Origin of the sequence: Acetivibrio mesophilus (genome assembly GCF_004102745.1) — a bacterium.
GTDB lineage: Bacteria > Bacillota > Clostridia > Acetivibrionales > Acetivibrionaceae > Hungateiclostridium > Hungateiclostridium mesophilum.
In genome coordinates, this window is sequence record NZ_RLII01000010.1 from 62,012 (window position 1) to 76,626 (window position 14,615).

Below are 14,615 nucleotides of genomic sequence, written 5' to 3' on the forward strand. Positions count from 1 at the left end.
ACTGTCATATCCCTGAGTCTTTTTGGCTTATTTAGTTTTCTCAATTACTCTGACCATTCTTACTCCTTCGATTGCCTTTATATTATCTACAATCTCAGGGGAAACAGAACCTTCTATATTTAAAATCGTATATCCGATTTTGTCCTTGTGTTTGCTTATCATATCTCCGATATTGATTCCGTTGCGAGCTATAAGAGAAGTGATCTGACCGAACATGTTGGGTATATTGTCGTGGGCAGCAATTATTCTGACGTTTCCTGTGTGAGGAAGCTCACAGTTGGGGAAATTCACGGAGTTTTTGATATTACCGAATTCAAGAAAATCACGGAGCTGGCTTGCAGCCATTACAGCACAGTTCTCCTCGGATTCGGGTGTTGAAGCTCCAAGATGAGGCAAAGTAATAATATTGTCATTGCCAAGCAATTCGTCTTCAGGGAAGTCAGTAACATAACATGCAACAGTACCGTTATCTATTGCTTCAAGCAGATCTTTGTTGACCACAAGACCACCTCTTGCAAAGTTTAGCAGCCTAACACCTTTCTTCATCATGTCAAATTTGTCCTTGTTTATCATACCACTGGTTTTAGAACTATAGGGTACATGTATGGTTATGTAGTCGCAGGTGGAAATCAGATGGTCAAGGCTCATTGCTTTTTCAACGGAGCTGGAAAGTTCCCATGCAGAATCTATGGAGATAAATGGGTCATAACCGATTACTTCCATACCCAGAGAAACAGCATCGTTGGCAACCATAACACCTATAGCTCCAAGGCCGATAACCCCAAGTTTTTTTCCTTTTATTTCGGGTCCTGCGAATTGGGATTTGCCTTTTTCCACTAATTGAGCCACTTCATCACCTTTGCCTTTGAGAGACTGAGCCCAGGAAATACCCTTATAAACTTTGCGGGATGACAGGAACAGTGAAGCGAGAACAAGCTCTTTTACGGCATTGGCATTTGCTCCCGGGGTATTGAAAACCACGATTCCTTTTTCGGTGCACTTATCTACCGGAATATTATTGACTCCGGCTCCTGCTCTGGCAATCGCCTTAAGATTTTTGGAAAAATCCATTTCGAGCATGTTGTAGCTTCTTACAAGAACGGCGTCAGGATTGGATATCTCTGTAGCTATTTCATAGTTATCTCTTGGGAAGAGCTCTAGGCCCTTTAATGAAATCTTATTAAGCGTTTGAATAGTATACATTTTGACTCTCCTTTATATATTTATTGCTATTACTTTAGATGGTTTATTTTTTAACAATCTATGATGAAAAAAATAACCCTCTACGAGCATGTCTTTTAAAAAATATTATTTTAAATATATTATACTACTTTTATATTTGAGGCTTCAAGGGGTGATTGAAAAAAGGCGGAAAAAGGCAGAGCTTTTAAGCCGCCTGAATCGTTGGAGCTTGCGAAGCGCAAGGTCAGTACATGAAAAAGCAAATACCGATAAAATGAGTCAATGCCCCTAGAAATACCGATATATGCCAGACCATATGGTGATATTTGAAGCCCTTTCGCGCATAGATGATTGCTCCGAGGGAGTAGAAAATGCCTCCACCAAGGATCATCCAGAAGAGAGTGGGATTTGCCTTTTCGACAAACAGAGGCATAAAGATAAGCAGAGTCCAACCCATTACCAGATAAATTATCAAGGATACTTTAGGCATAGAACGTCTGGAAATGGATTTATACAGTATGCCGAATAACACCATACTCCACTGGATAATAAGGATTACGACTGCCTGCCAACCTCCGATGACGGAAATAGCAACGGGCGTATATGTACCTGCGATGGCGAAATATATGAAAATATGGTCAAGTATATGAAGGACAGTTTTGTGCGCTGTTTCGTGCTCCATGGCATGGTAGAGGGTTGACATCAGAAACATTAGGAAAATTGAGATGCAAAATATGGTTACACCCAAAACATCAGCGATACTGCCGTTATTATAGGCAGTGATTGCTGCGAAAGGGAAGGCAAACAATACTGCAAGGGATGCAACGCCGTGACTGATTGTGTTTGCGACCTCTTCCCCAAAGGTCAGTTTAATATGCGGTCTTGACATTTATACTACCTCCTTGAAATTCTTATTATCAGACTTAGAAATATTATATCATCATAAAGGAAAAAAACTTTGTAAATTTGCGAAAAATTTATTATACTTTAATAAAAACAAGCTTTGAGTAATGTATCTCTATATTTTAATCATTTATATATGTGAAAGGGGTGACGGAATTATGAATCATCAGGAGTTGATAAACAGAATTAATGAGCTTTCCAGAAAGTCTAAATCTGTTGGACTTACAGATGAAGAAAAAGAAGAGCAACAGACTTTGAGACAGGAATATCTGAAGATTTTTCGAAGTAACTTTAAGGCAACCCTTGACTCTGTAGTTATAGTTGATAAAGACGGAAACAGGAGAGCGTTGAGGAAGGACAACTAATTGGTGCTCATTTGAGATTGTTCTTGACCGTAGATGACTTCCTAAAAAACATAAATATGCCACAAATAATTACCTCTTGTTGATTATTCAAAACATACGTGCATGGGCAATATACGCAGAATTTGATAAAGCTTTAAAACCGTTTGGTCGATAAAATTATATAAACCTTCTTTAATAGAATATGTAGACTTGTAAAGGGGTTGCAGTATAAATCTTAATATGGGAAAGGGGTAATATATGTGTTCAATTCTTTGATGAAAAAAATGTTGGGCACAGTAATATTAATATCTGCAATATGTACTGTATCGTTTTCAATAATTACATCTTATGTAGTGCAGGGAGCGGTTACAAGACAAATGGAGAGTGATGGCAGAGCACTGGTTACATCTATTAGAAGAGAGATTGTAAGCAATAATATTACTGAATTGGATAAAATTGAGAAAATATTCAAGGAATTAAAGCGGGAAAGCAATGGAAATATTCTTTACATGTCTGTCACAGACAATAACCATAATATACTTGTCTCTTCCGATGATGAGAAATCCTATGGAAGTTCAGGGGCTGGAGATGAAAACGTGGATGCCGTATCCGGGGCGACAGAATTAAGCGGTGATAAAAGCAAAATTGATGCTATTACATCTGCTACAGTGGGGCTTATCTCTGAAACAAATCAAGGTCAAAAAGTATATAATGTGTCAATTCCTTTTTCTACTGAGCTAGTAGGATCTGGGAGCCTTAATGTCGGTATTTCTTTAGAAAGAATGTATAGCGAAATTGAAAGTACTTTAATGAATACTATTCTGATTTCGCTGTTAATAGGAATTGTTGCGGTCATTATAGGCTTTGTAATAGCAAAAACAATAATAAACCCGATAAAAGGTGTTATCTTAAGACTTGACGATTTCTCAAAGGGAGATTTTACTGTCGAATTTTACAGTAAGGCTAATGATGAAACAAAAACACTCACAACTGCACTTAACACATCGGTATCAGTCCTAAAGGAAACCATAAAAACCGTCAAGGACAGCATAGGTGTGCTTAATAAATTCTCTGCGGAACTTGCCTATACAAGCGATGAGACCGGGACTACCGGCGAACAGATTTCTCAAAACATAGAAGATGTAACAAAATCAATTGCAGATCAAGCATCAAACATTCAATATATTATTCGTATTTTGGAGGATTTCGGCAGTAAACTGGACAGGATGCTTGATGAAACCAAGAATGTTTTGGACAGCAACAGCAAAATGAAAGAAATCACCGATGTTGAATATATTTCTCTTCAGAATTTGGTGAAATCAGTGGAGGATACGAAGAAATCCTTCAGTTCTACAATGGAAGAGGTAGTGTCCTTAAATAACGATGTCTTTGAAATAAATAAAATAACCGAGGTCATAAACAGCATAGCGGGGCAAACCAATTTGCTTGCATTGAATGCTTCAATCGAATCGGCAAGAGCAGGGGAAGCAGGGAAAGGTTTTTCTGTTGTAGCAGATGAGATAAAAAAACTTGCGGCTCAGGTAATGGGTTATTCCAATAATATTAATCAGTTCATTAATAATATCACAAGAAATACGGAGAAAGTATTTAATAACATACAGATTATTTCCAACAAATTGGATACTCAGATGCAGACAATTAAGTATACTGTTAGCTCTTATGATAATATACGTGTTGAAGCAGATAATGTAATTACTCAAATTGAAAGTGTATCCACATCGGTCAAGAGTTTATCGCAGGAGAAGAATGCTATAATAGGGAGAATTGAAGATATTTCAGGCGTATTTAGCGAGGTTGCGGCTGCAGCAGAGGAGATAACGGCATCGGTTCAAACGGAGGCAGAAAGCATGCAGCAACTTTCTACAATGGCCCAGGAAATGAATAGTCTTGCAAATAGACTGAACCAGGATGTGAGCGTATTTAAGGTTGAAAAACAGAATTAGAATAGGAAGAATTAGAATAAGAAGAATTGGAATAAGCTAAGATATGGGGGGAGAAGATAATGGGGAAATTAGAGAAAATCATTAGTTTTATCATTGCATGTGTGTTGATGGCTTCAATTCTGTCTGCATGTCAGGATACTGACATGAAACAGAGAGAAATTAATGAGAAGACAGAAAACTTAATCAATCAAATGACGCTGGATGAAAAAGTGGGTCAAATGATTCAGGCGGGCAGAAACACAGCTTTGCCCCAAGATGTAAAAAAATATTTCATTGGTTCAATTCTAAGCGGCGGTGGTTCGGCTCCCGGCACAAACACTCAGAAAGACTGGATTAAAATGTGTGAGGATTACCAGAATGCGGCAACATCTACTCGCCTTGGAATCCCGATTATTTATGGAGTAGATGCTGTTCATGGTCATAATACATTGCCTGAAGCGATCATATTTCCGCACAATATTGGACTCGGTGCCGCTGCAAATCCGGAACTAATGTCCGATATTGCTTCGGTTACTGCGGCTGAAATGATTGCAACGGGTGTAACCTGGACTTTTGCACCGTGTGTAGCTGTAGCAAAAGATATAAGATGGGGAAGGACTTATGAGAGCTTCGGTCAGGATCCTGAATTGATAAATATGCTTCTTGTTCCCTATATTAAGACAATGCAGGATAAATTTCAGATTGCAACTTCAGCCAAGCACTATTTAGCTGATGGTGCTACAAAGTGGGGCACCGGTGACAGCGGTTTCCTTATAGATCAGGGAGATGCGCAGATATCGGAGGAGGAGCTTCGAGAAATATACCTTCCGGCCTATGAGGAGGCTGTAAAAGCGGGGGTAAAAACAGTGATGGTTTCCTTTAGCAGTTGGAACGGTGTAAAAAACCATGAGAACAAGTATCTAATTCAGGATATTCTAAAAGGAGAGCTTGGTTTTGAGGGTTTTGTTATAACCGACTATGAAGCTACTCACCAGCTTAGCGGACAGGACTTTTATCACCAACTGGTTGACTCGGTGAACGCTGGAATAGATATGTTTATGGAGCCGGATCATTGGAAGGAAACAATAGACAATATTAAACTGGCCGTAGAACAAGGGGACATAACAGAGGAAAGAATAAATGATGCGGTAAGAAGGATCTTAAAAGTAAAGATTGAAATGGGGCTGTTTGAGAATCCTACCGGAAATAAGCAATTGGCAGCAGCCAAGCTTGGAGATGATAAAAATCGAGAGATTGCAAAGGAAGCTGTGAGACAGTCTTTGGTTCTTCTTAAGAATGAAAACAATATACTCCCTTTAGATAAAAGTGCAAAAATTTTTGTTTCCGGGCCCGCAGCCGACAATATAGGTATGCAGTGCGGAGGTTGGACGAAAACATGGCAGGGAGGCTTGGGAGATAATTGGGTTAACGGTTCCACCATTCTTGATGGGTTTAAGAAGATTGCAGAGGCGAGTGGAGGAGCAATTATTACCGATCCTAATGACATAAAAAGTGCCGATGTCGCAGTTATTGTTATAGGAGAGAAGCCCTATGCCGAAGGACGGGGAGATGATGGAGAGCTTGATCTATATTCGGGCCAGGCTCATCCGGGCAATAGAAAGGCGTTGGAACAGCTACAAGGAGCAGGTATTCCGGTAGTGGTAATACTGGTTTCCGGTAGGCCGAGAATTGTCACAAATGAGATTGCAAATTGGGATGCTTTCGTAGCTGCATGGCTACCCGGAAGTGAAGGGGATGCAGTAGCTGATGTATTATACGGGGATTATGAGTTTAAGGGCAAGTTGCCGTTTGCATGGCCTGCAAGCATTGATAATTTGCCAATACGAGAGGGAGACGACACCAATTTGTTTCCCTTTGGATTTGGACTCTAAGGCCTTAGATTTACTATTAAGTTAATATTGGGGAGATGATGAAATGAACAGTTTTTTAGAACTTGCCACCAAAAGAAGGAGTATCAGAAAGTTTCAAAATGATGATATACCCAACGAGGACATTAAATATTTCATAGATGCTGCTGTAAGGGCACCTAGCGGTTGCAACAGCCAGTGCTGGAAGTTTGTAGCCATAAAGGATAAAGAGATAATAGCAAGAATTGAAGGTGCAGTAATTGAGGAGCTGGAAAAAGTTCTGGAGATTAAAAGAAGCGAATTATCCGAGGATTACTTGAACTCAAAGAGAAAAGCAGTGAGCTTTTTTGCCAAGGCACCTTTGGTAATAGCGGTGTTTATGACAAAAGCCGAATTTTATGACAAGACCATGGTGCTTGCACTAAAGGAGCAGGGCTTAGAGGATGAGGATATTATGAAGCTTTTTGCCAATTACGATTTGTTGTCGATTGGTGCGGCAATAGAGAATTTGCTGCTCGCAGTTGAGGAAAAGGGATATGGTGCCTGCTGGATGAATGAGCCTGCAATTGCGGCAGAGAGAATAAAAGAGATTTTGGAAATGGATGAAGACGACCGGTTTATAAGCCTAATACCTGTGGGAGTGCCTGCCTATACTCCGAGAAGCAAAAACATGAAAGAGCTTGACGAAGTATTTAAGATGCTTTAAGGCAAAACGATATGATAGGTATAAATAATAAAAGCTCAGGGGCTTTCGGCCCGTGAGCTTTTAAAAATTTAATTAGATTATCTTTCGTAGGAAGACATTCTAAAGCCTACATATAAGGCCAGAGCATAGAATAACAGGTCAATAAAGCTGAATGTTAGTCTAAGGTATGCGATGGTGGTCGGAAGATCAGTGGTACCCATCACTTGAAAAAAGGACAAACCCCATGATTTGGCAAGATAAGCATAGATGTAAAAGACGTTACCCAAAATGCATCCAAAAAGAGATAGCAGGGCACCAGCAAGGCGGAAACGGAGTTCCGAACCCTTCCCTAATAATTTCACCGCTAAACCGACAAGAGCTCCCAGTCCCATAGCAACATACCCTATTTGATAACCTGTAAGTATTGCGATTGCTGCCCATAAGGCGGCGCCTATTAGTGCAGCAACAAATCCGCCAAGAATTCCGAGGAAAAAATTAGAGGGTTTTTCTTCTCTTAGCTCCAAAGGAATACTGTACTGAGATTCTGATTGCTCAGTTGTAGGACTGTCGCTGGAATAAAAGTTATCAGACATGATTTACCTCCCCATACATTTTATACTCTAATTTTATCGCCATATGGAATACATAACAAGAATAAGTTATGAAAAATAGTATAATTTCTATTATAATGTCAAAATATGTACTTTGACTATAATGGGAATATGCTGAAGAAAATGATTTTTTATGATATAGTAGATACTAAAGCCTGCAAGGCTTTATACTATATATTTCACAATAAACATTTTGGATATTGCGCAACATATACATTGCTCGATATGTTGCGAAAAATTGATTCGAGCAAAGGTTCATGTAATGTTTTATACATAATGAAAGGATTTATATAGAAAGGATTTTTGCAATGGGTAAAATTTTAGTATTGGCAGAAAAGCCGTCTGTAGGCAGGGACTTGGCGAGGGTACTTAACTGCAAACAAGGCGGCAATGGTTTTCTTTTGGGTTCGAAGTATATTGTAACATGGGCTTTGGGACACCTCGTAACTCTGGCAGACCCGGAAGTCTACGATGAAAAATACAAAAAGTGGGAGTTGGAAGTACTTCCAATGCTGCCCGACAGGATGCAGTTGGTCGTGATAAAGGAGACAGGCAAACAGTTTAATGTCATAAGGGGACTTATGAAAAGGGATGATGTGGACGAATTGGTGATAGCTACAGATGCAGGGCGTGAAGGGGAGCTGGTAGCACGATGGATAATAATGAAGGCGGGCTGGAAAAAGCCTGTGAAACGTCTCTGGATTTCTTCCCAGACGGACAGGGCTATAAAGGAAGGATTCAATAATTTGCGACCAGCCAGAGAGTATGATAATTTGTACAAGTCGGCCCAATGCCGGGCAGAGGCGGATTGGCTGGTGGGGCTTAATGTTACAAGGGCTCTTACGTGCAAATACAATGCGCAGCTTTCGGCCGGGAGAGTGCAGACTCCTACCCTTGCCATGGTTGTACAGAGAGAAAATGAGATAAAAAGCTTTATTCCGAAGGACTATTGGACAATTGAGGCAGGGGTAAACGGTTTTACTCTTCATTGGAGAGATAAGAACGGTCAGACCAGAATTTTTGACCGCGCTCGAGCGGATGAAATTGTTTCCCGGATTAAAGGACAGGCGGGAAAGGTGGCGGATGTTGTAAAAGAGGCAAGGAATGAGCCGCCGCCATTAGCTTATGACCTTACCGAACTGCAGAGGGAAGCAAACCGCAGATACGGTTATTCCGCAAAAAAGACACTGTCCATCATGCAAAAACTGTATGAGACTCATAAACTTGTGACATATCCCAGGACGGATTCGAGATATATAACGGAAGATATTGTTCCGACTTTGACAGAGAGACTCAGAAGTATAGCAGTAGGCCCTTATTCGGCGGCTGTTGCGGCTCTTTTGAGAAACAAGCCCAATGTAACCCGAAGGTTCGTGGACAATAGTAAGGTGTCGGACCATCATGCCATTATTCCTACGGAGCAGAGTGTGAACCTGGGCTCACTGGATAAGGATGAGCGCAATATCTACGACTTGATAGTTAAAAGGTTTATTGCTGTATTGAGCCGACCCTTTGAATATGAGCAAACAACAATAAAAGTTGAGGTGGCTGGGGAGATTTTCATGGCGAAGGGCAAAATAGTAAAATCGCCGGGATGGAAGGCAATCTATGGAAGCCAAACCGAGGAGGACTATGGGGATGACGACGAAAGGGATCAGGTTCTTCCCGATGTGAAAAAAGGAGCTGCATTAAAGCTCAATTCCGTAAAGTCTGTAAACCGCAAAACAAAGCCCCCTGCAAGATATACTGAAGCCACCTTGCTTTCTGCGATGGAACACCCCGGCAAGTTTATTGATGATAAAGCTCTCCGGGAAGTACTGGATAATGGCAGCGGACTTGGTACACCTGCCACACGGGCCGACATAATTGAAAAGCTGTTTGACTCCTTTTATATGGAAAGGAACGGCAAGGAAATCGTTCCGACATCAAAAGGAATTCAGTTGATAAACCTTGTACCGGAGGACTTAAAGTCACCGAAGCTTACCGCAAATTGGGAGCAGCAGCTATCCCAGATCAGCAAGGGTAAGGCGAATGATGGGGCATTTATATCGGAAATGAAGAAGTATGCATCAAAACTGGTGTCTAACGTTATAGCCAGCTCTGCATCCTACAAGCATGAAAATATTACGAGGGAAAAATGTCCCGAGTGCGGCAAGTTCCTTTTGGATGTAAAGGGCAAGAAAGGAAGAATGCTGATATGTCAGGATCGGGAGTGTGGATACCGGAGAGGAGTATCACAGATATCCAATGCAAGATGTCCTGAATGTCATAAAAAGATGGAGATACGCGGCGAGGAAGAGAACAAAACCTTTTACTGTGTGTGCGGATATCGTGAAAAGCTTGAGACGTTTAAAAAGCGCAAGCAAGAACAGGTAAGCAGCAGGGAGGTAAAAAACTTCTTAAAACAACAGGATGAGGATAAACCTATAAATACTGCCCTTGCCGATGCGCTTAAAAAGCTGAAAATGTAAAGGGTATGGGATAAATTATGCGCCAATTAGACATGTTATGTTAACATCTTTTGATGTAAACAATTTACTGCCATTAGACGTATCTTGAATCATATGTTATAATGGTGCGGACAATAACAAGCGTAGAAGGATGGTAATTGATATGATAAGCACCAACGGTATATCTCTAAGATATGGAGGACGTGTACTGTTTGAAAACGTGAATATTAAATTTACCCCGGGGAATTGCTACGGCATTATCGGGGCGAACGGTTCTGGAAAATCTACTTTTTTAAAGATTTTATCGGGAGAAATTGAAGCCAACAAGGGAGAGGTTTTGATAACGCCAGGTAAAAGACTTGCGGTATTAAAGCAGAACCACTTCGAATTTGATGAATATGAAGTCTTAAAGACTGTTATAATGGGCCATAAAAGGCTCTGTGAAGTCATGGACGAAAAGGAATTGCTGTATTCAAAGCCGGACTTCTCAGAGGAGGACGGCATAAAAATATCTGAGCTTGAGGCGGAGTTTGCCGAAATGAATGGATGGGAGGCAGAGTCCGAAGCAGCAACTTTGCTAAATGGATTGGGCATAGGAGAGGAATTTCACAATAGGAAAATGGAGGAATTGGACGGAAATCAAAAAGTAAGGGTTCTATTGGCCCAGGCACTTTTTGGAAATCCTGATATTCTTCTTATGGACGAGCCTACAAACCACCTTGATATTGAATCCATCAGATGGCTTGAGAATTTTTTGTATAACTTTGAAAATACTGTAATCGTTGTATCTCATGACAGACACTTTTTAAACAAGGTTTGTACACACATTGCCGATATAGATTTCGGGAAGATACAGGTATATGTAGGAAATTATGATTTCTGGTATGAATCAAGCCAGTTGGCTCTTCAACAGGCAAAGGACCAGAATAAGAAGACTGAGGCAAAAATCAAGGAACTTCAGGAATTTATCCAAAGGTTTAGTGCCAATGCATCAAAATCGAAACAGGCTACATCCAGAAAAAGGCTTTTGGAGAAACTTACCCTTGAAGATATAAAACCTTCATCTAGAAGATATCCCTTTGTGGATTTCAAGCCTGATAGGGAAGCCGGTAATGATCTCCTTATGGTGAATGGAATAGCAAAGGAAATGGATGGCGAAAAGATCTTAGATGATATTTCCTTTATGGTCAACAAGGGAGATAAGATAGCTTTCGTAGGGCCGAACGGTCTTGCAAAGACAACCCTCTTTAAGATTCTTATGGAGGAAATAAAACCGGATGCAGGAGATTTCAAATGGGGGGTTACTACCTCGCAAGCATATTTTCCAAAGGACAATTCCACCTATTTTGACGGGGTTGACCTGACTTTGGTTGATTGGCTAAGACAGTTTTCGAAGGATCAAACAGAGACCTTCCTTAGGGGATGGTTGGGAAGAATGCTGTTTTCCGGAGAAGAGGCTTTGAAAAAGGCCAGTGTTCTCTCAGGAGGAGAAAAGGTCCGCTGTATGCTGTCAAAAATGATGCTTTCTGGGGCAAATGTTTTGGTGCTGGATGAGCCTACAAACCATCTGGATTTGGAATCAATTACGGCCTTGAACAACGGACTTATAAACTATAAAGGAACTATTCTGTTTGCATCTCATGACCATCAGTTTGTTCAAACAATTGCAAATAGGATTATTGAGATAACTCCAAAAGGCATTATTGACAGGCAGATGACCTATGATGAATACCTTGACAGTGAAGAAATTACGGCTTTAAGAAAGGAAATGTACAGCTAAGTAATGTGCAGCTAAAGGGTATTAATAAAAAATAACAGCAAATTTTACATTCAAGACTTAGGATTTTTTTGACGAAGAAAAACTAGAATGATAAAATACAATTTGCAAGGTTTTTTAAAGCCGTGTGTCTCCAAGAAGGTGGTATGACAAATATATGGGTACCAGAGAGATAAGGAAATCCGTACGTACAAATAAAATGAAAAAGAATCGGCGAAAACGCAATTTAATAATTCTTGCATCTTTTATGGCGGTATTTGGACTTTTGCTTTCTAAAGGTTCAATAGGCCAATTCTTCAAGGTGCTTGCAATTGAGACCGCTTTCGTGCTGGTTCTTTTTTGCCTTTTGAGGGCTTATCAAAGCAAAAATAGGAAAAAGTCAAAAACTGTCACCAGGAACAAAGCTCCTGAAGCTTCCTATGACAGAGTTGACGCAAATAGAGCTGTCAAAAGGAATCAAGATTTGGATTTAAATAGACCGCAGCCAAGGAAAAACAACTACAATTGGGTCATTGATGAGAGTATTGCACAGGAATCTGACAATCATGAGTCCAATTCTTTGCCCAACAGAAAACTGGTTTATGCGGGAAAGATAATGCGAAGTACCGATAGAGCAGATTCTGCCGAGGATGATATCAAAGCTAGAGTAGCAAGCTGGGTTGAAGCTGTGGATTATTCCGGAGATGTGTTTAGGAGAATTATTGAAAGTAGGTTCAAATCGGAGGAAGAATCGGAGGAAGAATCGGATAATACGGTAAGTTGCGATATTGAGAATATTGAGCTTGAAAAGCCTTTTCAAGATGGGGCAGAGGAAAAAGTGGATGCCGAAAACCTAGGGACAGAAGAAGAGGTGGAATATTGGAAGGCGGAAACCGAAGAACCCCACAGGATTACGAAATCGGAATACATGGACGAGTACAGGCAGTTTGAAGCATCACAGAGGATAGAAGGCATATTCGAAGTGGACCAAATACAGGAGTTTGAAGATATGAGACCTGTGGCTACAGCGGAAGAAGCTGAGGTGCGGGAAGAGTTTGCTGCGGATATTAAAAATATACAGTACATGAAAGAAATAACAGAAGATGAAAGAAGTGTAGAGGAACTAATAGAATATGAGGTAAGAGATGAAGGGGTAGAAGATAGCATAATAGACGCAGAAGAATTCATAGAATTCGAAGGTATAGATGTGGATGTAGAAGACATAAGAGAATTAATAGAATATGATGTAAGAGATAAAGAGGTAGAAGATAACGTAGAAGCTGTAGAAGAATTCATAGGATTTGAGGACATAGATGAAGATGTAGTAGATGTATATGAAACAGAAGGAATACACCATATAGGTGATGAAGACAAAACAGCACAGAGAAATGAAGCCGAGGAAATTGGAAAGGTAGGACAAACTAGGTATCCAAGGCAGACAATAGAGCCTGTATTTCCTCCGATAGAATTGCTAAAGCAAATAGATAATAAGAACGTGCCAGACGATACGGGTTTTAATTCCGAAACAAGGGCACGGAAGCTGATTGATACCTTAGAGAGCTTTGGTGTGGGGGCAAGGATAATAAATATAAGTGAAGGCCCTGCTGTAACAAGGTATGAGCTTCAGCCGGATTATGGAGTTAAGGTAAGCAAAATTGTGAGCCTTACAGACGATATTGCATTAAACCTCGCAGCTGTAGGAGTCAGAATAGAGGCGCCTATACCTGGTAAGGCGGCTATAGGGATTGAAATACCAAATACGAAGGTTACCCCGGTTTGGCTTCGTGATGTAATTGAGTCGGAAGAATTTCGGAATCACCCGTCAAAGCTTGCTTTTGCTGTGGGAAAAGATATTGCCGGAAAACCTGTGGTTGCTGATATTGCCGCAATGCCCCATCTACTTATTGCAGGGGCAACGGGTTCGGGAAAGAGCGTTTGCATTAATACATTGATAACTAGTATCCTCTATAAGGCATCGCCTCATGATGTGAGACTTTTGATGGTGGATCCGAAAGTTGTGGAACTAAGTATTTACAACGGGATACCACATCTCTTGATTCCGGTGGTTACTGACCCCAAAAAGGCCGCAGGAGCATTAAACTGGGCGGTGCAGGAGATGACAAACCGCTATAAGCTTTTTGCGGAAAATAATGTTCGGGACCTAAAAGGATATAATCATTTGATGCGAAGAGAAGGAAGCGAAACCCTTCCTCAGATAGTAATTATAATTGACGAGTTGGCAGACCTTATGATGGTTGCACCTAATGATGTTGAGGATTGTATCTGTAGATTGGCACAAATGGCCAGAGCGGCAGGCATGCACCTTGTGATTGCAACGCAAAGGCCCTCCGTCAATGTCATAACAGGAGTCATAAAGGCAAATATACCCTCGAGGATATCTTTTGCAGTATCATCCCAGGTTGACTCAAGGACCATACTGGATATGTCCGGAGCCGAAAAGCTATTGGGCAAAGGGGATATGCTGTTTTACCCTCTTGGTATGCCAAAGCCTGTGAGAATACAAGGGGCGCTGATAACTGACACCGAAGTTGAGAATATAGTATCCTTTATCAAATCCACGCAACAGGCGCAGTACGACGATGAAATCATTGATAAAATCGACAGCCACACTGACGATACCCAGCCCATTTCCGAAGGTGATGATGAGCTGCTTCCGCAGGTGATAGATATGATAATCGAACAGGAACAGGCATCGACATCATTGATACAAAGAAAGTTTAAGATAGGATACTCAAGGGCAGCGAGAATAATTGACCAATTGGAGGCAAATGGTATGGTGGGACCTTTTGAAGGTAGCAAGCCGAGAAAGGTATTGATTACAAAGCAGCAGTGGCAGGAGATGAGCTGATATC

The 14,615-nt window shown here is 40.8% G+C and carries 10 protein-coding genes; 7 read left to right on the forward strand and 3 right to left on the reverse strand.

Annotated elements, in window-relative coordinates; genetic code table 11:
• Window positions 1–27: 27 nt before the first annotated feature.
• Window positions 28–1,203 carry a phosphoglycerate dehydrogenase gene (locus tag EFD62_RS09420; RefSeq protein ID WP_069196033.1) on the reverse strand — a complete coding sequence of 392 codons (1,176 nt, stop codon included), beginning with the start codon at window positions 1,201–1,203 and terminating at the stop codon, window positions 28–30.
• A 223-nt stretch (window positions 1,204–1,426) separates the two neighbouring features.
• Window positions 1,427–2,071, reverse strand: coding sequence for a PAQR family membrane homeostasis protein TrhA (trhA, locus tag EFD62_RS09425; protein WP_069196034.1), 645 nt, complete (start codon window positions 2,069–2,071; stop codon window positions 1,427–1,429).
• Window positions 2,072–2,243: 172 nt separating this feature from the next.
• On the opposite strand from trhA, the gene EFD62_RS09430 reads away from it, so the two are divergent.
• From EFD62_RS09430 to EFD62_RS09445, 4 genes are all read left to right on the forward strand, one after another.
• Window positions 2,244–2,450, forward strand: a complete 207-nt coding sequence (locus tag EFD62_RS09430; protein ID WP_069196035.1) for a DUF896 domain-containing protein — start codon at window positions 2,244–2,246, stop codon at window positions 2,448–2,450.
• Between the two features lie 239 nt (window positions 2,451–2,689).
• Window positions 2,690–4,393, forward strand: coding sequence for a methyl-accepting chemotaxis protein (locus EFD62_RS09435; RefSeq protein WP_128706027.1), 1,704 nt, complete (start codon window positions 2,690–2,692; stop codon window positions 4,391–4,393).
• A 59-nt stretch (window positions 4,394–4,452) separates the two neighbouring features.
• A complete protein-coding gene (locus EFD62_RS09440) occupies window positions 4,453–6,264 on the forward strand; it encodes a glycoside hydrolase family 3 protein (RefSeq protein ID WP_069196037.1) in 1,812 nt (603 codons plus the stop codon).
• A 43-nt stretch (window positions 6,265–6,307) separates the two neighbouring features.
• Window positions 6,308–6,946 carry a nitroreductase family protein gene (locus EFD62_RS09445; protein WP_069196038.1) on the forward strand — a complete coding sequence of 213 codons (639 nt, stop codon included), beginning with the start codon at window positions 6,308–6,310 and terminating at the stop codon, window positions 6,944–6,946.
• A gap of 77 nt (window positions 6,947–7,023) precedes the next feature.
• Here the strand turns inward: EFD62_RS09445 and EFD62_RS09450 are convergent, their stop codons facing one another.
• Window positions 7,024–7,518 carry a hypothetical protein gene (locus EFD62_RS09450; RefSeq protein ID WP_083225274.1) on the reverse strand — a complete coding sequence of 165 codons (495 nt, stop codon included), beginning with the start codon at window positions 7,516–7,518 and terminating at the stop codon, window positions 7,024–7,026.
• Window positions 7,519–7,844: 326 nt separating this feature from the next.
• Between EFD62_RS09450 and EFD62_RS09455 the strand changes: the two genes are divergently transcribed.
• The 3 genes from EFD62_RS09455 to EFD62_RS09465 all read left to right on the forward strand — a co-directional run bounded on the left by EFD62_RS09455 (window position 7,845) and on the right by EFD62_RS09465 (window position 14,611).
• Entirely contained in the window at window positions 7,845–10,007 is a 2,163-nt protein-coding gene (locus tag EFD62_RS09455) for a DNA topoisomerase III (RefSeq protein ID WP_069196039.1), read from the forward strand.
• A 142-nt stretch (window positions 10,008–10,149) separates the two neighbouring features.
• Entirely contained in the window at window positions 10,150–11,766 is a 1,617-nt protein-coding gene (locus EFD62_RS09460) for an ABC-F family ATP-binding cassette domain-containing protein (RefSeq protein WP_069196040.1), read from the forward strand.
• Between the two features lie 154 nt (window positions 11,767–11,920).
• Window positions 11,921–14,611, forward strand: a complete 2,691-nt coding sequence (locus EFD62_RS09465; protein ID WP_235832615.1) for a DNA translocase FtsK — start codon at window positions 11,921–11,923, stop codon at window positions 14,609–14,611.
• Window positions 14,612–14,615 lie beyond the last annotated feature (4 nt).